17 protein-coding genes are annotated in these 23,909 nt (G+C 72.6%); 3 read left to right on the top strand and 14 right to left on the bottom strand.

The features are described 5' to 3' along the window. Positions 1-2: 2 nt before the first annotated feature. Genes ACFVS0_RS05315 through ACFVS0_RS05300 form a run of 4 tightly spaced genes read right to left on the bottom strand, consistent with a single transcriptional unit; the run spans position 3 to position 5,291 of the window. Positions 3-2,027, bottom strand: a complete 2,025-nt coding sequence (locus tag ACFVS0_RS05315; RefSeq protein ID WP_430587367.1) for a glycoside hydrolase family 127 protein — start codon at positions 2,025-2,027, stop codon at positions 3-5. After that, positions 2,024-2,941 (bottom strand): carbohydrate ABC transporter permease, encoded by a 918-nt coding sequence (locus ACFVS0_RS05310; protein WP_430587366.1) that lies wholly within the window; start codon positions 2,939-2,941, stop codon positions 2,024-2,026. The genes ACFVS0_RS05315 and ACFVS0_RS05310 overlap by 4 nt, the downstream gene beginning before the upstream one ends. After that, complete coding sequence (locus ACFVS0_RS05305; RefSeq protein WP_430564176.1) at positions 2,941-3,894, bottom strand: carbohydrate ABC transporter permease; 954 nt, start codon at positions 3,892-3,894, stop codon at positions 2,941-2,943. Before ACFVS0_RS05305 ends, ACFVS0_RS05310 begins: the two co-directional genes overlap by 1 nt. A gap of 47 nt (positions 3,895-3,941) precedes the next feature. After that, positions 3,942-5,291, bottom strand: a complete 1,350-nt coding sequence (locus ACFVS0_RS05300; RefSeq protein WP_430587365.1) for an ABC transporter substrate-binding protein — start codon at positions 5,289-5,291, stop codon at positions 3,942-3,944. A gap of 137 nt (positions 5,292-5,428) precedes the next feature. On the opposite strand from ACFVS0_RS05300, the gene ACFVS0_RS05295 reads away from it, so the two are divergent. The 3 genes from ACFVS0_RS05295 (at position 5,429) to ACFVS0_RS05285 (ending at position 8,031) form a co-directional block, all read left to right on the top strand. Next, the gene (locus ACFVS0_RS05295) at positions 5,429-7,018 is read left to right on the top strand and encodes an alpha-N-arabinofuranosidase (RefSeq protein ID WP_430587364.1); all 1,590 of its coding nucleotides are present in this window, start codon (positions 5,429-5,431) and stop codon (positions 7,016-7,018) included. A gap of 120 nt (positions 7,019-7,138) precedes the next feature. After that, a complete protein-coding gene (locus ACFVS0_RS05290; RefSeq protein ID WP_430549509.1) occupies positions 7,139-7,696 on the top strand; it encodes a DUF6529 family protein in 558 nt (185 codons plus the stop codon). Continuing rightward, complete coding sequence (locus ACFVS0_RS05285) at positions 7,693-8,031, top strand: hypothetical protein (protein WP_430587363.1); 339 nt, start codon at positions 7,693-7,695, stop codon at positions 8,029-8,031. The genes ACFVS0_RS05290 and ACFVS0_RS05285 overlap by 4 nt, the downstream gene beginning before the upstream one ends. A gap of 123 nt (positions 8,032-8,154) precedes the next feature. On the opposite strand, the gene ACFVS0_RS05280 is transcribed toward ACFVS0_RS05285, so the two are convergent. The 10 genes from ACFVS0_RS05280 to ACFVS0_RS05235 all read right to left on the bottom strand — a co-directional run bounded on the left by ACFVS0_RS05280 (position 8,155) and on the right by ACFVS0_RS05235 (position 23,843). Beyond that, positions 8,155-9,648 (bottom strand): helix-turn-helix domain-containing protein, encoded by a 1,494-nt coding sequence (locus ACFVS0_RS05280; RefSeq protein ID WP_430587362.1) that lies wholly within the window; start codon positions 9,646-9,648, stop codon positions 8,155-8,157. Between the two features lie 80 nt (positions 9,649-9,728). After that, positions 9,729-10,679 (bottom strand): carbohydrate ABC transporter permease, encoded by a 951-nt coding sequence (locus ACFVS0_RS05275; RefSeq protein WP_430587361.1) that lies wholly within the window; start codon positions 10,677-10,679, stop codon positions 9,729-9,731. Further along, the gene (locus tag ACFVS0_RS05270) at positions 10,676-11,644 is read right to left on the bottom strand and encodes a carbohydrate ABC transporter permease (protein WP_430586678.1); all 969 of its coding nucleotides are present in this window, start codon (positions 11,642-11,644) and stop codon (positions 10,676-10,678) included. The genes ACFVS0_RS05275 and ACFVS0_RS05270 overlap by 4 nt, the downstream gene beginning before the upstream one ends. A gap of 2 nt (positions 11,645-11,646) precedes the next feature. Next, entirely contained in the window at positions 11,647-13,041 is a 1,395-nt protein-coding gene (locus ACFVS0_RS05265) for an extracellular solute-binding protein (RefSeq protein WP_430587360.1), read from the bottom strand. 95 nt (positions 13,042-13,136) lie between these two features. Continuing rightward, complete coding sequence (locus ACFVS0_RS05260; RefSeq protein WP_430587359.1) at positions 13,137-14,798, bottom strand: glycoside hydrolase family 13 protein; 1,662 nt, start codon at positions 14,796-14,798, stop codon at positions 13,137-13,139. 192 nt (positions 14,799-14,990) lie between these two features. Beyond that, entirely contained in the window at positions 14,991-16,007 is a 1,017-nt protein-coding gene (locus tag ACFVS0_RS05255) for a LacI family DNA-binding transcriptional regulator (RefSeq protein ID WP_430552502.1), read from the bottom strand. A gap of 148 nt (positions 16,008-16,155) precedes the next feature. Then, positions 16,156-20,043 carry an alpha-L-arabinofuranosidase C-terminal domain-containing protein gene (locus ACFVS0_RS05250; protein WP_430587358.1) on the bottom strand — a complete coding sequence of 1,296 codons (3,888 nt, stop codon included), beginning with the start codon at positions 20,041-20,043 and terminating at the stop codon, positions 16,156-16,158. A 112-nt stretch (positions 20,044-20,155) separates the two neighbouring features. Next, a complete protein-coding gene (yjfF, locus tag ACFVS0_RS05245; protein WP_430552504.1) occupies positions 20,156-21,178 on the bottom strand; it encodes a galactofuranose ABC transporter, permease protein YjfF in 1,023 nt (340 codons plus the stop codon). Next, the gene (locus ACFVS0_RS05240; protein WP_430564852.1) at positions 21,175-22,272 is read right to left on the bottom strand and encodes an ABC transporter permease; all 1,098 of its coding nucleotides are present in this window, start codon (positions 22,270-22,272) and stop codon (positions 21,175-21,177) included. Before ACFVS0_RS05240 ends, yjfF begins: the two co-directional genes overlap by 4 nt. Next, positions 22,272-23,843 carry a sugar ABC transporter ATP-binding protein gene (locus ACFVS0_RS05235; protein ID WP_430552506.1) on the bottom strand — a complete coding sequence of 524 codons (1,572 nt, stop codon included), beginning with the start codon at positions 23,841-23,843 and terminating at the stop codon, positions 22,272-22,274. The genes ACFVS0_RS05240 and ACFVS0_RS05235 overlap by 1 nt, the downstream gene beginning before the upstream one ends. Between the last annotated feature and the right edge of the window lie 66 nt (positions 23,844-23,909).

Below are 23,909 nucleotides of genomic sequence, written 5' to 3'. Positions count from 1 at the left end.
GCTCACCTTCCCGACCGCCCTCGGTCGCCGGGCCGCGCCGATGCCGCGGCCGGGACCCAGACCCGCATCGGACCCTCTCCTCGATTGCCCCACACAGCGTAGGGCACGGCCCGGACCTGCAGCTCCACGGTGCCGCGCGCGTCGTCGGACGCCGCGTCGCCGTCCACGGTGCGGTAGAGCGCGAGCCCCGCGGACGGCGTCGCGCGCCCGGCACCGAGCAGCGTCGCCCCCACGCCCAGGGCGTCGTCCGCCGGCCCCACCTCGAGGCCGGCGGCGAGGTCGAGCGTCACGTCCTCGAGGACGACCCCGGGGTGGTCGACCTGCTCCAGGCAGTGCACCACGGGCCCGCGGGCCAGGGCGACGCAGCCGCGCGCGGCGTCGACGTGCGGGTGCGCGGCGAGCGCCCTCGGCTCCATCGGCAAGCTCAGCCGCACGCGGCGCGCGCCCGCGCCGACCCGCAGGTAGCCGCGCGCGTCGAGCGCCGTGGCGGCGTCGACGGCCTCGCCGTCCACCTCCAGCCGGGTGCGCGCGGGGTCCGCCCAGCCGGGCAGCCGCAGCGCGAGCGGCACCGGCGACGGCTCGTCCGCGGTGAGGTGGACGTCGCCGTCCCACGGGTAGCCGGTGCGCACCTGCACGCGCACGCCCTCCCCCGCGCCGAGCCCGGCATCGGGAGCGACGTCGAGGTCGGCGTCGCCGTACAGGTGCACGGCGAGCGCGCCGTCCTCGGCGTCCCGGGTGGCGACCATCGTGTGCAGCGACGCGACGAGCCGGGCCAGGTTGGGCGGGCAGCAGGCGCAGGCGAACCAGCCGCGCCGGCCGGAGGCCTGGTACTCGTCCGTCCCGTCGTGGCCGGTGCGCACCTGCAACGGGTTGGAGTAGAAGAAGGCCGTGCCGTCCGTGGAGGTGGCCGCCGCGACCACGTTGAGCAGGGCGTGCTCGAGCGAGTCCGCGTACCGCGCCTCGCCGGTGGCGAGCAGCATCCGCCAGTCCCACAGCACGCTCGCCACCCCGGCGCACGACTCGGCGTACGCCCGGTCGGGCGGCAGCTCGTACGGGTCCCCGAAGGACTCGTCCTTGTGCCGCGACCCCATCCCGCCGGTGACGTAGGTGCGGCGCCCGTGCGCGTCGTCCCACTGCCGCGCGGCGGCCGCGAGCAGCGCGTCCTCGCCCGTCTCGAGATAGAGGTCGACGACGCCCGCCAGCAGGTAGAGCTGCCGCACGGCGTGCCCGGCCACCTCGTCCGCGGCGCGCACCGGCGTCGCGTCCTGGTGGTAGGCCGGCTCGAACGGGCCGGAGCCGAGGCGGCCGTGCCCGCGCAGGTCGAGCATCCGCCGGGCGGCCTCCCGGTACGCAGGGTCGCCCGTCTCGCGGTAGAGCTCCACGAACGCCGACTCGACCTCCGGGTGCCCGCACACGAGCTCCTCGCCGTCGGCCAGGCGGGACACGACGTCGTCCGCCCACGCCATCGCGACGTCGAGGAGGTCGTCCTGGCCCGTGGCGCGCGCCCGCGCGATCCCCGCCTGCACCAGGTGGCCGAGGACGTACAGCTCGTGTCCCCAGCGCAGGTCGGCGTACTGGGCGGCGGACGGCGCGCCGCCGGACCCGGCGGGGGCGCCGAGCACGTGCGAGTCCAGGTAGCCCGACGGCGCCTGGGCCCGGCGCAGCAGGTCGACGACGCGCCGCACCTCCTCCTCGTGCCGCGGGGCGCCGGCACGAGCCGACTCCCAGGCGGCCGCCTCGAGCGTCTTGTGCACGTCGGAGTCCACGAAGTTGAAGCCGCGGTACGGGCCGTCGTGATGTTCGGGGTCGGCCGGGTCGAGGAGGCGGCGCAGGTTGTCCAGCGCCCCCGACGTCTCGAGCGCCGTCAGGCAGTGCGGCAGGGTCGCGGCGGCGTTGCGCTCCTGCCACCGCCCGAGCAGGCCCGCCGGCCCGAGCCGCGCCGCGCCCGCGGGCAGCGGGCGGGTGCACGCCGCGGGCAGCGCGCCGCCCACGGGCCCCGCCCCGCCCGGGGCGCCGTCGCGCGTCACTTGATCGACCCGAGGGACAGCCCGCCCTGCCAGTACTTCTGCAGGGCGAGGAACGCCACGATCAGCGGCAGGATCGACACCAGCGCGCCGGTGGTGATGAGGTTCCACACCTGCTCGCCGCCCGCGCCCGCGTTCGACAGCGTCTGCCACTGGTTGATGCCCACGGTGACGGGCAGCAGCTGCGGGTCGCGCAGCACCGCCAGCGGGAGGAAGAAGTTGTTCCACGTCGCGACGGTCGTCAGCAGCAGCACCGTGACGAACGCCGGCCGCAGCAGCGGCAGGGCGACGCGGAAGAACAGGCGCAGCTCCCCCGCGCCGTCGACGCGCCCGGCGTCGAGCATCTCGTCCGGGATGGCGTCCACGGCGTACACGCGCACGAGGTAGACGCCGATCGGGCTGAGCAGCGACGGCAGGATCACGGCCCACATCGTGTTGATCATGCCGAGCTGGCTCAGCAGCACGAACGTGGGGATCGTCAGCGCCGTCAGCGGCACCATCACGGAACCGAGCAGCATCGAGAAGTAGAGGTTGCGGCCGCGGAACCGGTACTTGGCCAGGGCGTACCCGGCCAGCACGGCGAGCACCGTGGACCCCACGCCGCCGACGATCGCGTACACGAACGAGTTGCGCATCCACGTCCAGTAGATGCCGCCCTGGTAGGTGAACAGCTGCTTCACGTTGTCCCACAGCGCGAACTCGTCGTTGAACCACAGGGCGCCGCCGGAGCCCACGAACAGGCCGCTGTTCGACTTCGTGGACCCGACCACGAGCCACCACAGCGGCACGACGAAGTAGAGCACCGCGAGGAGCAGGAACAGGTGGGAGCCGATCCGACGCTGTCCGGTCCGGCGCTGTCCGGCCCGGCGCTGTCCGGCCCGGCGCGGGGAGGTCTGCTGCGTCGTCGCCGTCGTCATCACTTCAGTCCGCTCTGCTTGCGGGTGGCGTACAGGAAGACGTACGACCCGATGAACACGAGGATCCCCAGCGCGAACGCGATCGTGGAGGCGTAGTTGAACTGGCTGTAGGAGAACGCCATCGAGTACGCGTACATGTTCGGGGTGTAGGTGGTGGGGATCGCGCCCTGCGCGACCGACCGCAGCACCGTCGGCTCGGTGAAGAACTGCAGGGTGCCGATGAGCGCGAACACCACGATCATCACCATCGACGACGCGATCATCGGGATCTTGATCCGGAACGCGATCGCCCAGTTCCCGGCGCCGTCGAGCCTGGCCGCCTCGTACACCGACGGGTCGATCGCCCGCAGCGCGGCGTAGACGATGATCATGTAGTAGCCGACCCACTGCCAGGTCACGATGTTCACCAGGGAGCCGAAGACGAGGTCGCGGCTGAGGAAGTCGGGCGCGGCCAGGCCGAAGATCCCGAAGACGTCGTTCGCGGGCCCGAACCGCGGGCTGTACAGGAAGCCCCACATGAGGGCGCCGATGACCGCGGGGATCGCGTACGGCACGAACACCAGCAGCCGCGAGGCCTTCGACAGCCGGGTGGCCAGCGTGTCGAGCACGAGCGCGATCGCCACCGCGAGGCCGATCTGGATCGGCACCATGACGAGCACGAACCGGCCCACGCGTGCCATGCCGGACAGGAAGTCCGCGTCGGTGAACACGCGCACGTAGTTCGCGACGCCGGTGAAGACGCTCTCGCCGCCCGTCGCGATGCCCTTGGTGTGCAGGCTGAGCCAGAAGGCGTACGCCAGCGGCACCAGCAGGAAGAGCACGAACACGATCGTGAACGGGGCGAGGAAGAGCCACCCCCACCACTGTCGTTTCGTGTCCAGCAGGCTCGGCCCACCGCCCCGGCTCCCGGCCCGGGCGGGCGCGGGAGCCGCCTGCGTCGTCGTCGAGGCCATCGAGGCGCTCCCTCCGGTCGCTTCCGTGCGTGTCGTCTCTGGGCGTGTCATCGGACCGTGAACCCCTGCTGCTCGGCGTAGCGCACCAGGCTGTCCTGGATGGTCGCCAGCGCGTCGGCGGCGGTCGAGCCGCCCTCGACCATGTCGTGGAGGGCCATGGTCTGGCGGTCGTAGGCGTACACCTGGAACGGGCTGAACGTGAACCCCGGGTACTGCGCGGCAGCGTCGAGGAAGACGTCGCGGTTGACCTGCTGGCCGCCGAAGAACGGGTAGCGGCGGTCGGTGAACCACGGCGCGTCGAGCGCGAGGTTCCACAGCGGGAACAGGCCGGCGTCCTCGACGCCGATCTTCCACGTCTCCTCGTCGTCGAACAGCTCCATGGCGACGGTGGCGGCCGCCTCCGGGTCCGTGGCCTGCGAGGTGACGGCGAGCGCCGAGCCGCCCTGGTTCACCTGCACCGGGTCCGCCGGGTCCCACTGGGGCAGCGGCGCGGCCTTCCACTCGGCGCCGGAGTCGGCGTCCGACAGCCCCTCGAGGTAGCCCGGCCCCCACGCGGCGGCGATGTAGACGGCGTACGTGCCGTCCACCAGGGACGTGTTGTAGTCGCTGGTGAACGCGTCGTCGCTGGCCACGAGGCCGCGGTCGATGAGGTCCTCCCAGTAGGACAGGACCTGGCGCGCCTCGGGGGTGTCGACGTCGATGCCGATCTGGTCGCGCCGGGCCGGGTCGTAGGCGAACGGCGCCCAGCCGGCCTGCGCGAACAGCGCGTAGTTGAACGCGCCGCCGTTCGTCGCGTAGTTGGTGATGTAGCCGTCGTAGCCGGCGTCGCGCAGGTCCTGCGCGGCCTGGGCGAACTCGTCCCAGGTGGTCGGCGGCTCGACGCCGTACTCCTCGAAGATGTCGGCCCGGTACAGCATGCCCACGGGGCCGCCGTCGACCGGCACGGCGAACACCGAGCCGCCGCTGGAGACGTCCGACCAGGCGCCGGCCGGGAACTGGTCCTCCAGGTCGGCCGCGCCGTAGGGCGCGAGGTCCGCGAGGCCGTCGAGGATCGTGTACGTCGGCAGGATCTCCGACTCGAGCTGGATGACGTCGGGAGCGCCGGTGCCCGCCTCGAGGGCGGTGGAGAACTTGCCGTACTCGTCGGCGCCCTGGCCCGCGTTGGTCCAGCAGATCTGGACGTCGTCGTGCTGGGCGTTGAACGTGTCCACGATCTGCTCGACGGCGGGGTACCAGGCCCAGAGGGTGACGCGGGTGGCGTCGGGCTTGGTGATCTCGTTGGTGCAGCTCGTGTTGTTCGCCGAGCCCGCGTCGCCCCCGGGCGCGCACGCCGCGAGCGACAGGCCGGCCAGCCCGGCGGCCGTCGCCGCCACGGCGCGTCGCAAGCCTCTGCGCATTGCCGATTCCTCCTCGAGTCGTCCGGACCCAGATCCTCCTGGGCCGATTGGTGCCGCGCGCGGCGACCGTGGTTGACTCTACATCGTTGTACACGGTGGCTTCACCATCGCCCACTTCGACGAGGAACGTGAGACCCATGACGGCTCCCCAGACCGATGCCCGCCCCGACACCGCTGCTCCCGACGAGGCCCCCGCCGCCGCCGGCGCCCGCGTCACCCTGCACCCCGACTTCCGCCGCGGCGCCGTCGACCGCCGTCTGTTCGGCTCGTTCGTCGAGCACCTCGGCCGCGCCGTGTACACCGGCATCTACGAGCCGGGCCACCCCACCGCCGACGAGCACGGCTTCCGCCGCGACGTCGCCGACCTCGTCCACGAGCTGGGCGTGCCGATGGTCCGCTACCCCGGCGGCAACTTCGTCTCCAACTACGTGTGGGAGGACGCCGTCGGCCCCGTCGAGCAGCGCAAGCCGTTCCTCGACCTCGCGTGGCGCACCGTCGAGCCCAACCTCGTCGGCACCGACGAGTTCCTGCAGTGGGCGGAGCGCGAGGGCGTCGAGCCGATGATGGCGGTCAACCTCGGCACCCGCGGCGTCGCGGCCGCCGCCGCCCTGGTCGAGTACTGCAACGGCGAGGCCGGCACCGGGTGGGCCGACCTGCGCATCGCCAACGGCCGCGAGAAGCCCTACGGCGTGACGCTGTGGTGCCTCGGCAACGAGATGGACGGCCCGTGGCAGATCGGGCAGAAGGACGCCCACGAGTACGGCAAGCTCGCGGCCGAGGCCGGCAAGGCCATGAAGCTCGTCGACCCGTCGATCTCGCTGATCGTGTGCGGCTCGTCGTCCATGCAGATGCCCACGTTCGGCGAGTGGGAGCGCACCGTCCTGTCGTACACGTACGACCTGGTCGACCACATCTCCATGCACGCCTACTACGAGGAGATCGACGGCGACCGCGCGTCATTCCTCGCGTCGGGCACCGCGATGGACCGCTTCATCGACCGCGTCGTCGCCTCGGCGGACGCCGTCGGCGCGGAGCGGCGCAGCGACAAGGCGATCACCATCAGCTTCGACGAGTGGAACGTCTGGTACAACACGACCCGCTTCGGCGGGGAGGAGAACCTGCCGATCCAGCGCGACGCCCCGCGCATCATCGAGGACGTCTACTCCGGCCTCGACGCCGTCGTGGTCGGCGACCTCATGGTCACCCTGCTCAACCACGCCGACCGCGTGCCGGTGGCCTGCCTCGCGCAGCTCGTCAACGTCATCGCGCCGATCATGACCGCGCCCGGCGGCGAGGCGTGGCGCCAGCCCACCTTCCACCCGTTCGCGACGACGTCGCGGCTGGCCCGCGGCACGGCGCTCGACGTGCGGGTGGACGCGCCGACGTACGACACCGCGCAGCACGGCACGGCGCCGGTCGTCACGGCCGCCGCGACCGTGGACGACGACGGCTCGCTCGGCCTGTTCCTCACGAACCGGTCCGACCGGGTGGTCGAGGTGGAGCTGGCCCACGTCGGCGCCGCGCTCGGCCTCATCGAGGGCTGGCAGATGGTCGCGGACCACGAGCCCGCCGTCGAGGGCGCCGAGCACGCGGCGAAGGTCGCCGAGGCCTGCTGGTCCGTCGTCGACGTCGCCTCCGCCGCGACGCCGGGTGACGCGGGCACGACCCGCGTGCGCCTCGCGCCGGAGTCCTGGACCGCCTTCGCGGGGACGTTCGCCCGCGCCTGACCGTCCCGCCGACGCCGAACTGGCGGTTGCGCACCTTGTGAGACCTCAGGAGGTGCGCAACCGCCTGTTCGGCGTCGTGTCCGGTGGCCGGCACCCGGCGGACCGGGCACTGTGACTCGCATGGGCGAGTCCCCCGCGGTCCCCCGCGCGACGTGGCGCTGGGCCCTGGCCGCCGCGACGGCGGCCGGCGTGGGCGTCGCCGCCGCCCTCGGCGCGTACGCCGACGCCCACCCGGGCGACGGCGCGCCGCTGCTGACGCTGTGGTTCACCAGCATGCTCGAGATGAAGACGTGGCTGTCCACCGCCGCCGTCACGCTCCTCCTGGTCCAGCTCGCCTCCGCCCTGGCGATGTACGGCCGGCTGCCGGGCGTCCGGGAGGCTCCGAGCTGGGTCGGCCTGCTGCACCGGTGGAGCGGCGTGGCGGCGTTCGGGCTGACGCTCCCCGTGGCCTTCGCGTGCGTCTGGTCGATCGGGCTGGAGGGCGAGCCCTCCCGCGTGCTGGTGCACTCCGTCGCCGGCTGCCTGTTCTACGGGGCGTTCACTGTCAAGATGCTCGCCCTGCGCGTGCGCGCCCTGCCGCCCGTCGTGCTGCCGCTGCTGGGCGGCCTCGTCGTCGCGCTGCTCGCCCTCGTCTGGTCCACCTCGGCGCTCTGGTACCTCACCGGCGGCGGCGCGTGACCGGCCCCGGCGCCGCGCCCGACGCCCCCGTCCCGGACGGGCCGGGGCCGTCGCGTCGCGACGTCGTCGAGGGCCTCGCCGTCGCGGTGGTCGCCGGCGTCGGCGGCTTCGCCTGGTTCTCCGCGTCCGGGCCCCCGTCGGAGGAGGAACGCGAGGAGCTCGAGGACCGGCTGGACGACGAGCAGGACGAGCTCGAGGACCGGCGCGAGGACGACGCGGACCGGGACGAGGACCGCGACGACGACCGCGACGACGACCGCGACGACGACCGCGACGACGACCGCGACGACGACCGCGACGACGAGGACCGCGACAAGGACCGGGGGCGAGGATGAGACGACCGTTCGGGCAGCGCCTGCCCACCCTGGTGCTGATCGCGCTGGCGGCCGCGACTGTCGGCGCGATGCTCGCGGCGCTGCGCTGACGGCCGCGCCGACGAGCCGCCCGACGACCGGACGTCAGACGGTGGCGTGCCGCCTCACCACGCGGCTGACCGTCGCGCGGGACACGTCGAAGCGCTCGGCGATCTCGCGGTGCGTGAGCCCGTCGTCGGCGAGCTCGACGATGCGGCGGTCGCGGTCCCCCCGGTCGTCGAACGCCGTGTCGGCCGTCAGGTCGGCGGCCTCCTCCGCGGTGTAGGGCGCCTCGGGCGCGTCCGCCGGCTCCGTGTCGTCGGCAGGCTCAGCCGTCGCCGGCCCCCCGTGCGCCGTGAGGAACGCGGACCGCTGGGCGAGCGCGTCTCCCAGTGCCGGGTCCGACTGCCGCAGCAGGTCGAACACCTCGACCCGGCGGGTGTGCCCCGTCTCCGGCAGCGGCTCACGCGTGCCAGGCAGGCCCGCCTCCGCCTCGACGTCCGCGGACGACCGCTCCGGGGTGACGTCGGCGGTGTCCTCGGCGATGTCCTCGGCGGTGTCCTCGGCGACGACGTCCTGGGCGGGCTCGCGCGACGGGTCGGGCCCCAGGTCCTCGTCCAGGTCGTCGAACCAGGCCGCCACGGTGACGTCGTCCACCGGCACGTCGGGTTGCTCGTCCGCCTCCACGACCTCCGTCGCGCCGGTGAGCGCCGCCTGGAGGTCGTCGGCGAAGGCGTCCGCCGCGGCGTCCTCGACCGCCGGGCGGGCGCCCGGCTCCTGCACCGCCGGCGGGGCCGCGACCAGCGCGACGGGCGAGGCCGCGGGCGCCGGCAGCGCGCGCGGGCCGGCGGGGGACGTGCCGCGGGCGACGCCGCGCTCGATCGAGCTGGCGCCGATGAGGTCGAGACGGTTGCCGTGCCGCTCGGCGGCCTCGAGCCGCTCCACCCAGACCTGCATGCGCCGCTCGAAGTCCTCGACCGTGAGCAGCTTCAGCGCGGCGTCACGCGCGGCCCGCTGACGGCTGTGCGCCGTGCGCACCTTGCGCATCCCCGCGTGGTTCCCGGTGCTGTCGAGCCGCGCGTCGCGCCACACCTCGAGGGCGGTGACGTACTGGTGCACGCGGTGCTCCCGGCGGCGCTCGTCGAGCGTGTGGCCCGTGACGAGGTGGCGCTCGCCCACCAGCGCCAGGTGCCACATGAGCGCGGCGACCAGCGGCGGCACGAACCGGAACGCGACCATGTACGGGGTGCTCGCGTCCGGCACGGCGATCTCGTGCAGCGCGGCGAACATGCCCGACGTGCCCGACAGGATCCACGTCAGGGTGAGGAGCACGCCGTACGGGCGGCCCTCCAGGGCGGCGTTGCGCGCCATGAGGGCGACGGCGACGAGGCTGACCTCGAGGAAGCCGGCGAGGGCGTACGCCTCCGCCGGGGACATCCCCGCCACCTCCAGGCCGAAGAGCACCATGCCGCTGTACGCCAGGGCGGTCGCGATGGTCGCGGCGACGACCACCGCGACCATCGGCAGGTGCCGCCCGCGGTAGCGCACCGTGGGTCGTGCGGCGGCCGGGGTGTCGGTCGTCGGGTCGTGCTGGGTCACGTCGTTCCTCCGAGAGTCGCTGATCTGGGCATATATCAGCATTCGGACTATCCAGGCGTCAACGACACGGCGGGTGAACGTCAGCCCTTGACCGCTCCCCCGAGCCCTGCGCCGCGCAGGAACAGCCGCTGGAAGACCAGGAACATCGCCACCGGCAGCACGGTCGAGATCGCCAGCGCGGCGAGGAAGACGCCCAGCTCGGTGGACGCCTCGATCGCGGGCAGCCGCACGGACAGCGGCTGGATCGCCGGGTCCTTGAGCACCAGCAGCGGCCACAGGAAGTCCTTCCAGGCCGCGATGACGGCGAACACGGACACGACGCCGAGGATCGGCTTCGACATCGGCAGCACGATCGACCAGAACAGCCGGTACGGCCCCGCGCCGTCGACCCGCGCGGCCTCGAACACCTCGCGCGGCAGGTTGTCGAAGAACCGCTGCACCAGCAGCACGTTGAACGCGCTCGCGCCGGCGGGGAGCCACACGGCCCAGAAGCTGTCGACCAGCGACCGGCCCAGCAGCGGCGGGTCGAGGATCGTCAGGTACAGCGGGACGAGCAGCACGACGGCGGGCACGAACATCGTCGACAGGACGAGCGCCTGCACGACCTTGCCGTAGCGCGGCCGCAGCACGGACAGCGCGTAGCCGCCCGTCGTCGCGACCACGAGCTGCACGGCCCACGACCCGAGCGCCAGCCACACGGTGTTCATGAAGTAGCGGCTGACCTGGACGTCGTTCCAGGCGCGCTCGAGGTTCTCCCAGGCGACGCCGTGCGGGAAGACCGCCATGGGCGTGCGCAGGATGTCCTGCGTCGGGGTGACGGCGTACTTCGCCAGCAGCAGCATCGGGCCGAGGCCGACGACGACGAGCAGCACCAGGAGCAGCACGTGCGTGCCGCCCATCCCCCAGCGGACCGCGGGACGGCGCCAGTCGGGGGCGGACAGCGCGCCGCGGTCGCCGTCGTCGGACGGCGACGCGGCGCGACGGCGCGCGGCGCGCGCCGGGCGGGGGCGGTCGGTGGTCGTGAGGGTCATGACGTGCTCCAGGACCGCGTGAGCCGGAAGTAGAGGACCGAGAAGACCGCGAGGACGGCGGCGAGCAGGAGCGACAGCGCGGTCGCGGCGCCGTAGTCGCCGCCCAGGCTGTTCTGGAACGCGTACCGGTAGATGAGCAGCAGCACGGTCACGGTCGCGTTGTTCGGCCCGCCCCCGGTGAACAGGTACGGCTCGAGGAACACCTGCGCCGTGCCGATGACCTGCAGGATCAGCGTGATGAACAGGACCCCGCGCAGCTGCGGCAGGGTGACGTGCCAGATCTTGCGCCACAGGCCCGCGCCGTCCACCTCGGAGGCGTCGTACAGCTCGGCGGGCACGCTCGTGAGCGCCGCCAGGTAGATGATGACCGTGCCGCCCGCGCCGGCCCAGGTCGCGGCGAGCACGAGCGACGGCATCGCCCACGACGCGTCCTGCAGCCACGGGTACGGGCCGAGCCCCACCCAGCCGAGGATCGTGTTGAACACGCCCGTCGGCCCGCCCTTGTAGAAGAACTTCCACAGCAGGACGGCGACGACGGGCGGCACCACGACCGGCAGGTACGCGAGCGCGGAGTACAGCCCCCGCCCGCGTCGCACCTCGCGCATGAGCACCGCGGCGATCAGGGGCACGGGGTACCCGAACAGCAGCGCGAGGAACGCGAAGTACAGCGTGTTCCTGACGGCCTTCCACAGCAGCGGGTCGGCCAGGACGTGCCGGAAGTTGTCCAGCCCGACGAACGTCGGGTCGGTGACGAGGTTCGTCTCCTGCACGCTCATGATCACGGCGCGCACGATCGGGAACCACGAGAAGACGCCGAAGATCACCAGCAGCGGCAGCAGGAAGACGAGGCTGTGCAGCCCGCCCCCGCGCAACCAGGTGGCCGGGCCCCGGCGCGGGCGGCCGGCGCCGGCCGCCCGCGCGGGTGCGGCGACGTCGCCGCGAGAAGAGGTGGTCGTGACGGTCACGGTCAGCCCTGGTCGAGCAGCGCCTGGGCCTGCGTGTTCGCGTCGGCGAGCAGGGCGTCGATGTCGGCGCCCTCGTCGGTGAGGACCGCCTGCACGACCGGGTCGAGCAGCGCGTACACCTCCTGCGTCTTCTGCGACGGCTCGCCGGCCAGCGGCAGGTCGAACATCGCGTCGGTGAACGCCGTCATCTGGTCGAGCGGCACGTTGACGTAGTCCGCGATCCACTCCTGGTTCAGCTCGTACTGCTCCTTCGAGAACATCGGCAGGACGGGCGTGCCCACGGGCTGGTCGTTCTTGGCGAGCGTCGCGGCGTCGGCGACGGCGCGGTCCTCGTCGACCAGCTTGTTGAGGTAGAAGAAGTCGATCCACTTGATCGCGGCGTCCTTCACGCCCTCGTCGACGTTCGCCGGCACACCGGCGAGGGTGCCGCCGGTGAGCGTCGCCGCCTCCGGTGCGTCGGACAGCGGGATCGGCGCGAGGCCGTAGGTCTCCGGGTCGACGGCGTTGGTCTGCACCAGCGAGGTGTAGATGTCGGAGCCGGAGGTGAACATGCCCACCTGGCCGGCCGCGAACTCCTGGTTGATGCTGCCCCAGTCGAGCAGGAAGTTGCCGCCCATCGACTCGTCCTCCCACCGCAGGTCGTGGAGGAACTGGAGCGTCTCCTTCGTGCCCGCGTTGTCGAGGGTCGCCGAGGCCTTCTGGTCGGCGTCGGTCTCCACGGTGCGGCCGCCGCGCGCGACGGTCTGTGCCGTGAGCTGCCAGCCGCCCGTGTTGTTCTGCGTCATCGTGGCGTAGCCCGCGACGCCGGGGTTGGCGTCGGCGATCTTGTCGGCGTACTCGCGCACCTGCTCCCAGGTGGTCGGCGGCTGGTCGGGGTCGAGGCCGGCCGACTCGAAGAGCTGGCGGTTGTAGTGCAGCGCCACCGGGTAGGCGTTCTTCGCCGGGATCGCGTACACGTGGCCGTCGGCCCCCGTGCCGGCCTCGAGGATCGTCGGGTTGAACTGCTCCGCGTACGGCAGGGCGCGGAACTGCGCGTCCATGTCGGCGAGCTGGCCGTTCTCGACCAGGCCCTGCGCGTCGGTGAACGGGATCTCGAACACGTCGGGCAGCGTGCCGCCCGCGAGCTGGGCGGCGAACGTCGTCGCCTTCCACTCGTACTCCTCGGGCTGCACGTCGATGTCGGGGTTCGCCGTCTCGAACTCCGCGACCTGGTCCTCGAAGGCGGCGACCGCCTCCTCCGTGGACCCGGGCAGCAGGGAGACCACCGAGAGGGTGACCTGACCCGCCGAGTTGGTGCTCTCGTCCTGGGGGTCGCCCCCGCCGGAGCACGCGGCGAGGGTGCTCGCCGTGAGCGCGCCCACCAGGGCGAGCGCGGCCGGCTTTCGTGTGGACTTCATCGTCACTCCTTGTCGATCCGGTGTCGGTCTGACCGTCGACGGGGACCGTCGGTGGTCCCCGCGGTGGTGCTGGTCGGGGGTCGGGTCGGGGCACCTCACGGGCGGAGCCAGACCGCGACGTCGGTGGCGATCCGCACGAGCGGCTCGCGGGGGTCGGCGCTGTGCAGCACGACGTCGGCGCCGGCCGGCAGGGGGACGGGCTCGGGCCCGAGGTTGACGACGCACACCAGCTCGTCCGCGCCGCCGTCGCGGGCGAAGGCGAGGACGTCGTCACCGACCGGGACCTCACCGACCGCCTCGAGCCAGCGCAGGCCGCCGCCCCGCAGCGCGGGCTCCGCGCGCCGGGCCGCGAGCGCTCGGCGGTACAGGGCGAGCATCGACGCGGGGTCCGCCTCCTGGGCCTCGACGGACAGCCCGCCCCACGCCGCCGGCTGCGGCAGCCAGGGCGCCGCGCCGTCGTCGGGCCCGAAACCGAGCGAGGTGCCGCGGCGGGTCCACGGCAGCGGCACGCGGCACCCGTCACGGCCGGGGTCGACGCCGCCCGACCGGTCGTGCATGGGGTCCTGGAGGAGCTCGCGCGGCAGGTCCTCGACCTCCGGCAGCCCGAGCTCGTCGCCCTGGTAGACGTACAGCGCGCCCGGCAGGGCGGCCACGAGCAGGGCGCCGGCGCGGGCCCGGCGGCGCCCGAGGTCCAGGTCGGTCGGGGTGTCGAACCGCTTGGCCGTGAACGCGAACGACGAGTCCGCGCGCCCGTACCGCGTCACCGGGCGGGTGACGTCGTGGTTGGACAGCACCCAGGTGGCGGGCGCCGCGACCGGCGCGTGCGCGTCGAGCGTCGTGGTGATCGACTCCCGCAGCGCCTTGGCGTCCCAGGGCCGGGCCATGAAGTCGAAGTTGAAGGCCGTGTGCATCTCGTCGGGGCGCAGGAACCGGGTGAAGCGCTCGGTGTCCGGCAGCCACACCTCACCGACGAGCACGCGCGGCTCGTCGTAGGAGTCGGCCACGGCCCGCCAGGACCGGTAGACGTCGTGCAGCTCGTCCCGGTCCACGTGCGGGTGCTCCCCCGGCCGCGGGTGCTCGGGCACCTCGGGCAGGGTCGGGTCCTTGACGAGCAGCGCGGCCGAGTCGATGCGGATGCCGGCGGCGCCCCGGTCGAACCAGAAGCGCAGGACCTCCTCGTGCTCACGACGCACGTCGGGGTGGTCCCAGTTGAGGTCGGGCTGCGACGGGGCGAACAGGTGGAGGTACCACTCGCCCGGCGTGCCGTCGGGGTCGGTGGTGCGCGTCCAGGTGGTGCCCTGGAAGTCGGAGACCCACCGGGTGGGCAGCTCGTCGCCGTCCTCGCCCCGGCCCGGCCGGAACCAGAACCGCTCGCGCTCGGGCGAGCCGGGGCCCGCGGCGAGGGCCGCGCGGAACCACGGGTGCGCGGACGAGACGTGGTTCGGCACGACGTCGACGATCGTGCGGATCCCGAGCGCGCGGGCCTCGGCGATGAGGGCCTCCGCCTCGGCGAGCGTGCCGAACTGCGGGTCGATCGCGCGGTAGTCCGCGACGTCGTACCCGCCGTCCGCGAGGGGCGACACGTACCAGGGGGTGAACCAGATCGCGTCGACCCCGAGGTCCCGGAGGTACCCGAGGTGCTGTCGCACCCCGGCGAGGTCACCCGTGCCGTCGCCGTTCCCGTCGGCGAACGAGCGCGGGTAGACCTGGTAGATCACCGCGCTGCGCCACCACTCGGCGTCCTGCCCCTTGCTCACCGATGAGCCCCTTCCACGTCGTCGTCGATGAGCAGGACAGTAATGAGCCGACGTAGAGCACGCAAGAAGTCGACAGCAGCGTTACCAAACTGCGACATCGCCGCGCGCAGACAGGCACAAACGAACGGCCGGCCGGGCGACACGAGGTCGCCCGGCCGGCCGCCGGGGTCGGAGCGGGTGGCGGTGCCGCCGTCAGCCGCCGGGGCGGGGCGCGGCCGCCGTCGAGCGCCGCACGACGAGCTCCGGCTCGAAGAGCAGCTCGTCGCGCGAGACCGTGGCGCCCGCGATCATGCTGGCCAGGATGTCGACCGCGGCCCGGCCCATCGCGTCGATCGGCTGCCGGACGGTCGTGAGGGCAGGGTCCGTGGAGTTCATCAGCGCGGAGTCGTCGTAGCCGACCACCGACACGTCGCGGGGCACGTCGAGCCCCGCGCGCCGCACCGCCCGGACGGCGCCGAGCGCGAGCGGGTCGGACGCGCACAGGATCGCCGTCGCGCCGACGTCGAGCAGCCGGCCCGTCGCGGCCTGCCCGCTCTCGAGCGAGTACTGGCTGTGCACGACGAGCTCGTCGGGGAGCTCGACGCCGTGCCGCTCCGCGAAGCCGCGCGCCGCCGCGAGCTTGCGCTCGGACGGCACGTGGTCGCGCGGGCCCAGCAGCAGCCCGATGCGCGTGTGCCCCATGGACACCAGATGCTCCAGCGCCTGGTGGGTGGCGATGAGGTCGTCGCAGGAGACGTGCGGGAAGTCGAGGCTCTCGATCGACGCGTTGATGAGCACCACCGGGAGGTTCAGCGCCTGGAGCCGCTCGTAGTGCGCGTGGTCGGCGTCGCGCTCGGCGTAGAAGCCGCCCGCGAAGATGACCCCCGACACCTGCTGGCCCAGCAGCAGGTCGATGTACTCCGCCTCGGAGATGCCGCCCGCGGTGCGCGTGCACAGCACCGGCGTGTACCCCTGCTGCGCCAGCGCGCCGCCCACGACCTCCGCGAAGGCGGGGAAGATCGGGTTGGCCAGCTCCGGCAGCACCAGGCCCACCAGGCGCGGCCGGTCGCCGCGCAGCTTGGTGGGCCGCTCGTAGCCCAGCACGTCCAGCGCCGTGAGCACGGCGTCCCGGGTCGCCTGCGACACCCCGGGCTTGCCGTTGAGCACCCGGCTGACCGTCGCCTCGCTGACCCCCACCTTCGCGGCCACGTCGGCCAGTCGTCTCGACATGTCCTCGACTGTACACGCGATCACGCAAGCCGCTTGCGTGACTTGCAGCGTTTGCGCATCGTTCTCCGGCAGCTGTCAGGGCCACGTGCGGGTTTCCCTGCACGTGGCCCTGACAGCTCGCCGCCCGGGGCGCGTCGCCGTCGGTGCGTCAGGCGCCCGCGGGCCGCCAGGGACCGTGGGGGTCGCCCGGCTCCTGGTTCCTGGTCCACCACCTCGCGGTGTACGACCGGCCCTCGTGCTCGACGACGTCACCGGCGTCGAAGATCCGCGACGACGTCCACACCGCGGTGCCGTCGGCCGTCTCGGCGACCTCCTGCCACGGGCCCCAGTCGGACTCCCCCGGCGTCTGGCCCCGCGTCCACCAGGCGGCCTCCCAGACGGCCCCGTCGTGCGCGACGCGGTCGCCGGCGGTGTAGGTCACGCCGGCGTCCCAGGCCGGTTCCTCGGGCTCCGCCCCGTCCTCGGCGAGCCGGAGGAACGTGATCGAGTGCGCCGGGAAGTCGTAGGTGAACGACGTCCCCGCCCCCTCGAACGCCCGGTCCACCGGGACCACGCGCTCGGGCCGCGTCTTGGTGTTCGTCGCCGACGGGTCGGCCTTCATCTCGGTGACCGTCGCCGTCGCGGCCGGCTCGAACCCGCCCGTGACCTCGACGTCGGTGCGCGCCACGGCGTCGCCGACGTTGACCACCTTGGCCACGAGCTCGCCGGTCTCCTCGTCGTGGGTCACGACCTGGAACAGCGACTTCGTCACCGGCTCCGTGTAGGTGAGCTGCAGCTCGCCGTCGAGGTAGAGCGTGACGGTGCGTCCCTCGACGACGACCTTGATCCGGTAGTCACGACCGTTCTCCAGCGGCGTGAAGGACTCCGCCGCGGCGACCTCGCCCTGGCGCGCGCCGTCGGCCCGCTCCAGCACGGACCGGGTGTTGCCCCAGCCGCCCACGTTCCACCAGTAGAAGTCGTCGCTCGCGCTCGCGCCGAACCCGACGAGGAAGCCCTCGGCGCCGCCGGCCTTCCGGGCCGTCACCTCCATCGTGTAGTCGTGCCAGTCCTCGTCGTAGGCGCCGGTCACGATGCTCCGGGCGTCCTCGACCCCCGCGTCGGACTGCACGTACCGGCCGTCCTGGACCGACCAGTCCCCGCGCTGCGCCTCCCAGCGCGACGCGTCGTCGAACGAGTCCGCGAACAGGACGTCGCCCGTCGCGTTGTCGGTGACCCGCACGTCGTCGTACTGCGCCTGCGTGGCCCACGTGGACAGGAAGACGCCCCCGTCGACGTCCGGCGGGACGACGTCGGGCCCGTCGCCCAGCTCCGACGGGACCACCTGGTCGCCGGCGTTCGTCATGAACATCTGCTGGGTGTAGTAGTTCACCGAGCCCCACGACTGGTCGTTGTCGAACCACATCATGTCCGGCGACCACTGCACGTAGTCCTCGTTGGCGAACATCGGCGCGTACGAGGCGAGCTCGACGACGTCGGAGTTGCGCTCCAGCCCGGTCATGTACGCCGCCTCCGCGAGCGCGTTGCCGAAGGTGTTGCCCTTCGACGCGTACTCGCCGAGGAAGACGTGCGGGCCGTTCCGGTCGTAGGAGTCGTACCGTGCGTCGTTCGTGAGGAACCAGGACGGGTCGTTGTAGTAGTGCTCGTCGACCATCGCGACGCCCTGCTCGCGGTTGAAGTCCCAGAGCTCGTCGAACCGCGTGCCGGCGTCGTCGGGCCCGGAGTTGGAGATCACCGTGATGTCGGGGTACTCCGCCTCGATGGCGTCGCGGAACGCCGGGAAGTTCTCCTGGAACTTCGGCGTGTTCTCCTCGTTGCCCAGGCCGATGTACGGCAGGTCGAACGGCTCCGGGTGCCCCAGCTCGGCACGCTTCGCGCCCCACTCCGTGTCCGTGCCGCCCGTGGCGAACTCGATGAGGTCGAGAGTGTCCTGGATCCAGCGCGGGCGCTGCTCGTCGGTCATCTCCGGGATGCGCGACCCGCAGCCGTTGGCGCCCACGGACACGACGGGCAGCGCGAAGGCGCCGAGGTCCTCGGCGAACTCCAGGTACTCGAGGTAGCCGATGCCGTACGACTGGTTGTAGCCCCAGAAGTTCCAGTTGGTCGGGCGCTCCTCGACCGGGCCGATGGTCTCCTTCCACTGGTACGTCCGTTGCCGGTCCTGGCCGTCGGACTCGAGGTAGGAGTCGAAGGTGCCGACGTTGGTGACGCAGCCGCCCGGGAACCGCAGGAAGCTCGGGTCGAGCGCGGCGACCTTCTCCGCGAGGTCCTTGCGCAGCGTGCTCCTGCCGTTGACCGGCCCCACCCACGTGTCCTGCGGGAACAGCGACACCATGTCGAGGCGCAGCGTGCCCTCGGCGCCCGACGTCACCCGCAGCCGCGCCGCGTTCGTCGTCGCGGAGGCGGTCACGGTGGCCGTGTACCGCGCCCAGTCGTCGGAGCCGTCGACGGCGACCGTCGCCGTGCCGTACGTCGTCGCGCCGTCGGCGGACACGAGGGTGGCCGTGAGGTGCTGGGCGACGTCGGACCGCGCCCACACCGAGAAGTCGTACGACTCCCCCTCGCTCAGCGCGACGCCCTCGTTGTAGGAGGAGTTCGCGACGCCGGTGGTGCCGTCGGAGGTCACCGTGAGGTAGTGCCGGTTGCTGTCGTTCAGCCACTCGCCGCGCTCGGACTCGACGGCGAGCTCGCCGCCGCCGGTCTGCTCCCAGCCCGTCATCCCGGTGAAGCCCGCGTTGTCCTCCTTCGCGAACTCGAACGACCGGTTGCGCACCAGCTCGGCGTACAGGCCGCCGTCGGCGGCGTAGTTGATGTCCTCGTAGAAGACGCCGTACAGGTCGTCGCTCATCTCCGTGCGCTCGGCGGCGGAGTCGATCGTCAGCCGCTGCTCGACGACCTCCGGCTCGCCCTCCGGGTACGCCTCGAGCAGCGCCTGCTGCTCGGCGGTGGTGATCGGCAGCACCGTGCCGTGCCGCGGGTGGCTCGGCAGCTCGGCGTCGGGCTCCGAGGTCCAGTCGCCGCTCGCCAGGTCGTCGGTGCGGAACAGCATGTACCCCTGGCCGCCGTGGTACGACGGCTGGTCGATCATCATGAACCAGGAGTCGTCGGTCAGGGACGGGAAGACCGTGGGCCCCTCGCCCGCGGTGAACTCGCCGCCCCACGGGTTGGGCTCGCCCACGCCGACGCGCTCGGCGACGAGGTCCCACCCGTCGCCGTCGGTCACGCCCTGCGTGCGGGACAGGTCGTCGGACGACTCCTCGCGGACGGTCATGTCCGCCTCGTCCTTGGTGAACCGGTAGTAGGTGCCGTCCTCGACCGCGACCGTCGAGTCGATCATGCCCCGACCCGCACCGCGCTCCTCGTCGATCCACACCTGCGGCTCGGAGAAGCTCCCCGCGGAGAAGTCGGGCGTCGTGGCCGACAGCATCCGCTGGTACGACGTCGCGATGTCCCGGTCCTCCGGCGCGACGTCGTCCGGGTACAGCGCCGACGCCCAGTAGACGACGAACTGCCCGGCGGCGGCGTCCCACGTCGCCTCGGGCGCCCAGAGGTTGCCGGCGCCCGGCGGCGCGACCTCGACCTCGCGCTGGTCGGACCAGTGGATCAGGTCCTCGGACGACCAGACCATCATCGACCGGCTGCCGGTCTCCTGCGCGTCGCCGAAGTTCCCCCCGCCCGCGATCTTCAGGTCGGTCGCCAGCAGGTAGTACGTGCCGGTCTCCGGGTTGCGGGTGAGGAACGGGTCGCGCAGCCCCTTCGTGCCGAGCGTGGACTCGAGGACGGGCTCGCCGCCGTTGAGGGTCGCCCACGCGGTCGGGTCGTCCGCCTCGCTGACGGCCAGGTAGATCTTCTCGCCGCCGTCCTGCTCGCCGGCGAAGTAGGGGAAGACGTAGGCGCCGTAGCCGTCGTCGGCGGCGGCTTCGGGGGCCGCCCGCGGCGGGACGGCCGCGGCCGCCGTGGCGGGCAGCGCGAGGGCGAGGACCGCCGCCGCCAGGGGCGTCGACCATCGGGGTCTGTGCTGCCGGGCTCGGGTGTGCATCGTTGTAGAACCTCCGTGTCGTACGTCGTCGTACAGGTGCGGGGGTGGGACGCCGGGCCGGCGGCGTGTGCCGACGACCCGACGCCCGGACAGGCGCGGAGCCGGAGGACGGCTAGGAGCGCCGCAGGGCGAGCAGCCGCTGCAGGACCACGAAGACCAGCAGCAGCGCGCCGATGACGATCTTGGTCCACCACGAGCTGAGGGTGCCCTCGAAGGTGATGATCGTCTGGATGAGGCCGAGCACGAGGACGCCGAGCACGGACCCGAGCACGAAGCCGGTGCCGCCGGTGAGCAGCGTGCCGCCGATGACGACGGCCGCGATCGCGTCCAGCTCCATGCCCACGCCGGTCAAGGAGTAGCCCGACCGCGAGAACATGGCGAAGAGCAGGCCGCCGAGGCCGGCGCACGTGCCGCTGATGACGTACACGAGCACCTTGGTGCGCGCGACGGGCAGGCCCATGAGCTTGGCCGACTGCTCCCCGCCGCCGATGGCGTACACGGTGCGGCCGAACTGCGTGTAGTGCAGCAGGTAGAACGCGACCGCCACGACGACCAGCGCGATCACGACGCTCGACGTGATCCGCCACTGTCCCCCGGCCCACGTGTCCCAGGAGGCCAGGGCGACGAAGGTCTCGTCGTCGATCGGGATCGACTCCGGGGCGACGAGGAAGCACAGGCCGCGGGCGAAGAACATCGCCGCGAGCGTCGCGATGAACGGCTGCACCTCGAAGACGTGCACCATCGCGCCGACGAGCAGCCCGATCAGCGAGCCGACGAGCACGACGAGCGGGATCACGACCCCCGCCGGGACTCCCGCGCGCAGCAGATAGGCCGCGGTCACCCCCGACAGCGCCAGCACCGAGCCGACCGAGAGGTCGATGCCGCCGGTGAGGATGACGAACGTCATCCCGACGGCCAGCACGATGAGGAACGCGTTGTTGATGAACAGGTTCGCGAGCACGCCCACGGACAGGAAGTTGTCGTAGCGGGCGCCGCCCACCACGAGCAGCAGGACGAACACCACCAGGGTGCCGACCACGGGCAGGTAGCGGCGGTCGACGCGCAGGCGCCGTCCGACGGCGGGCACGCGGTCCGGGGACGGCGCCCCGGGACGGGAGGATGCCAGGGTCGTCATGAGGCCACCACCTTGTCCGTGGCGACGTCCGCAGGCTTGTCCGACGGCGCGACGGGCGCCGTCCTGCCGCGCCGTCGCGTGCGTTCCGAGAGCTTGCGCCGCATGGCGGGCGACTGGAGCAGCGTCACCGCAGCGACAACGAGCGCCTTGAACAGCGGCGTCACGAGCGGCGAGATGCCGACGTTGGTCACCGTGAGCGACAGCGTCGCGATGATGAGCACGCCGACGAAGGTGCCGGAGAGCGAGAACTTGCCCCCGGCCAGCGACGTGCCGCCGATGACGACGGCGAGGATCGCGTCCAGCTCGATGAACAGGCCGGCGTTGTTCGCGTCGGCCGCCATGACGTTGGACGACAGGATCAGGCCGGCCAGCGCGGAGAAGAGGCCGGACAGCGCGAAGACCGTCCACACGATGGTCCGTGCGCGCACGCCGGCGAGCCGGCTCGCGGCGGGGTTGATGCCGACCGACTCGACGAGCATCCCGAGCGCCGTGCGCCGCACGAGCAGCGCGACGAGCGCGAACACGCCGAAGGCGACCAGGGTCGCGACGGGCAGCCCGAGCCAGTACCCGGCGCCGAGCATCTTGAACGGGGCGCTCGTGACCGTGGTGATCTGCCCCTCGGTGATGAGCATCGCGACACCGCGGCCGGCGGTCATGAGGATGAGCGTGGCGATGATCGGCTGGATCCCGAGCACGGACACGAGGAACCCGTTCCAGACGCCGAGCACCAGGCCGAGCGCGAGCGCCATCCCGATCGCGAGCAGCACGGTCGTCGTCGACGCCGGGTCGGGTGCGCCCGCGATGAAGGTGAGGGCCACCGCCCCCGAGATCGCGACCACGGCACCCACGGACAGGTCGATGCCGCGGGTGGCGATCACCAGCGACATGCCGAGGGCGACCAGCATGAGCGGGGCGCAGTTGCGCAGGATGTCGATCGGCGACCCGAAGAGGTGGTCGTCGAGGATCGACACGGACAGGAAGCCCGGGCGGACGGCCGTGTTCACGGCGAGCAGCGCGACGAGCGCGACGACCGGCCAGAACAGGTGGTGGCGCGCGACGGCGCCGAACCCGCCGGTGGCCTGGGATGTGGGCATCAGCGGTCCCCTCCGCTCGCGATGAGCTCGACGACGTCGTCGACGCCGACGGTGTCGGTGTTGGTCAGCTCGGCGACCTTCTGCCGGTCGCGCATGACGGCGATGCGGTGGCTGAGCCGCACCACCTCCTCGAGCTCCGCGGAGATGAACAGCACCGCCATGCCCCGGCCGGCGAGGTCGGACACCAGGCGCTGGATCTCCGCCTTGGCGCCGACGTCGATGCCGCGCGTCGGCTCGTCGAGGATGAACAGCTCGGGGGCGGTGGCGAGCCAGCGGGCCAGGAGCACCTTCTGCTGGTTGCCGCCCGACAGGTTGCGCAGCAGGGCGTCCGGGTTGGCGGGGCGGATGTTCAGCGCCTCGATGTACCGGTGCACGATCTCGTCGACCTGCTTGCCGGGCAGCCGGCGCAGCCAGCCGCGCTCCGCCTGGAGGCCGAGCACGATGTTCTCCCGCACCGTCAGGTCGCCGACCACGCCCTCGGCCTTGCGGTCCTCCGACGAGAACGCGATCTTCCGCTCGATCGCCGCGCGCGGGGTGCGCAGCCGGGTCAGGGCGCCCTTCACCGACAGCGTGCCGGTGTCGGCCCGGTCCGCCCCGGCGAGCAGGCGGGCCACCTCCGTGCGCCCGGAGCCGAGCAGGCCGGCCAGCCCCACGACCTCGCCCTCGTGGACGTCCAGGTCGAACGCCTGCACGGAGCCGCGCCGCCCGAGCCCCACGGCCTGGACGAAGGGCGTGCCCTGGGCCGCGTCGACGGTGTGCTCGGTGCGGACCTCGAGGTCCTCCAGCACCTCCATCGACCGGCCGATCATGCGCGAGACGAGCTCGCTCCGGGTGATCTCCGACGTCCGGTACTCCCCCACGCGCGCGCCGTTGCGCAGCACGGTCATGCGGTCGGAGAGCTCGAACACCTGCTCGAGGAAGTGCGACACGAACAGGATCGCGACGCCCTGGTCGCGCAGCCGGCGCACGACGGCGAAGAGCCGCGCGACCTCGTCGGCGTCGAGGCTGGACGTCGGCTCGTCGAGGATGAGCACCTTGGCGTCCACGACCATCGCACGGCTGATCGCGACGAGCTGCTGCACGGCGATCGAGTGCGACCCGAGCGACGACGCGGGGTCGACGTCGAGCCCCATGGTGGCGAGGTGCTCGGCCGCCCGGCGGCGCGTGCGGGGCCAGTCGATCGCGCCGAACCGCCGCGGCTCGTTGCCGAGCATGATGTTCTCCGCCACCGTGAGGTTCTCGCAGAGGTTGACCTCCTGGTACACGGTGGCGATCCCCGCGGCCTGCGCCTCGCCCGGGCCGGAGAACCGGTGCGGCTCGCCGCCGACGAGGATCTCGCCGGAGTCGATGCCGTAGACGCCCGTGAGCGCCTTGATCAGCGTGGATTTTCCCGCGCCGTTCTCGCCCATGAGGGCGTGCACCTCGCCGGGCAGGAGGCGGAGGTCCACGCCGTCGAGCGCCTTGACGCCCGGGAACTCGATGGAGATCCCGGTCATCTCGACGACGGGGCGCACGTCCTCCGGGCCTGCGGCGCGGCTGCTGCCGGCGGCGCCGGCGTCCGATGGCGTCATCCTTGACCTTCCGTGGAGCGCGGTGGGTGCGGCGCGGGCTTCCCCCTCCACCCCCACCGCGGGTCT

This window comes from Isoptericola sp. NPDC058082 (assembly GCF_042885055.1).
Taxonomy (GTDB): domain Bacteria; phylum Actinomycetota; class Actinomycetes; order Actinomycetales; family Cellulomonadaceae; genus Isoptericola.
Note: the sequence above shows the minus strand (reverse complement) of the source record. Positions and strands in the feature narration are given on the sequence as shown.

Excerpts from the sequence above, each read along its gene's own strand:
- ACFVS0_RS05310 (WP_430587366.1), bottom strand. The coding sequence starts at position 2,941 with ATGACGACGGCGACGACGCAGCAGACCTCCCCGCGCCGGGCCGGACAG.
- ACFVS0_RS05305 (WP_430564176.1), bottom strand. The coding sequence starts at position 3,894 with ATGGCCTCGACGACGACGCAGGCGGCTCCCGCGCCCGCCCGGGCCGGG.
- ACFVS0_RS05300 (WP_430587365.1), bottom strand. The coding sequence starts at position 5,291 with ATGCGCAGAGGCTTGCGACGCGCCGTGGCGGCGACGGCCGCCGGGCTG.
- ACFVS0_RS05295 (WP_430587364.1), top strand. The coding sequence starts at position 5,429 with ATGACGGCTCCCCAGACCGATGCCCGCCCCGACACCGCTGCTCCCGAC.
- ACFVS0_RS05290 (WP_430549509.1), top strand. The coding sequence starts at position 7,139 with ATGGGCGAGTCCCCCGCGGTCCCCCGCGCGACGTGGCGCTGGGCCCTG.
- ACFVS0_RS05275 (WP_430587361.1), bottom strand. The coding sequence starts at position 10,679 with ATGACCCTCACGACCACCGACCGCCCCCGCCCGGCGCGCGCCGCGCGC.
- ACFVS0_RS05265 (WP_430587360.1), bottom strand. The coding sequence starts at position 13,041 with ATGAAGTCCACACGAAAGCCGGCCGCGCTCGCCCTGGTGGGCGCGCTC.
- ACFVS0_RS05255 (WP_430552502.1), bottom strand. The coding sequence starts at position 16,007 with ATGTCGAGACGACTGGCCGACGTGGCCGCGAAGGTGGGGGTCAGCGAG.
- ACFVS0_RS05250 (WP_430587358.1), bottom strand. The coding sequence starts at position 20,043 with ATGCACACCCGAGCCCGGCAGCACAGACCCCGATGGTCGACGCCCCTG.
- yjfF (WP_430552504.1), bottom strand. The coding sequence starts at position 21,178 with ATGACGACCCTGGCATCCTCCCGTCCCGGGGCGCCGTCCCCGGACCGC.
- ACFVS0_RS05240 (WP_430564852.1), bottom strand. The coding sequence starts at position 22,272 with ATGCCCACATCCCAGGCCACCGGCGGGTTCGGCGCCGTCGCGCGCCAC.
- ACFVS0_RS05235 (WP_430552506.1), bottom strand. The coding sequence starts at position 23,843 with ATGACGCCATCGGACGCCGGCGCCGCCGGCAGCAGCCGCGCCGCAGGC.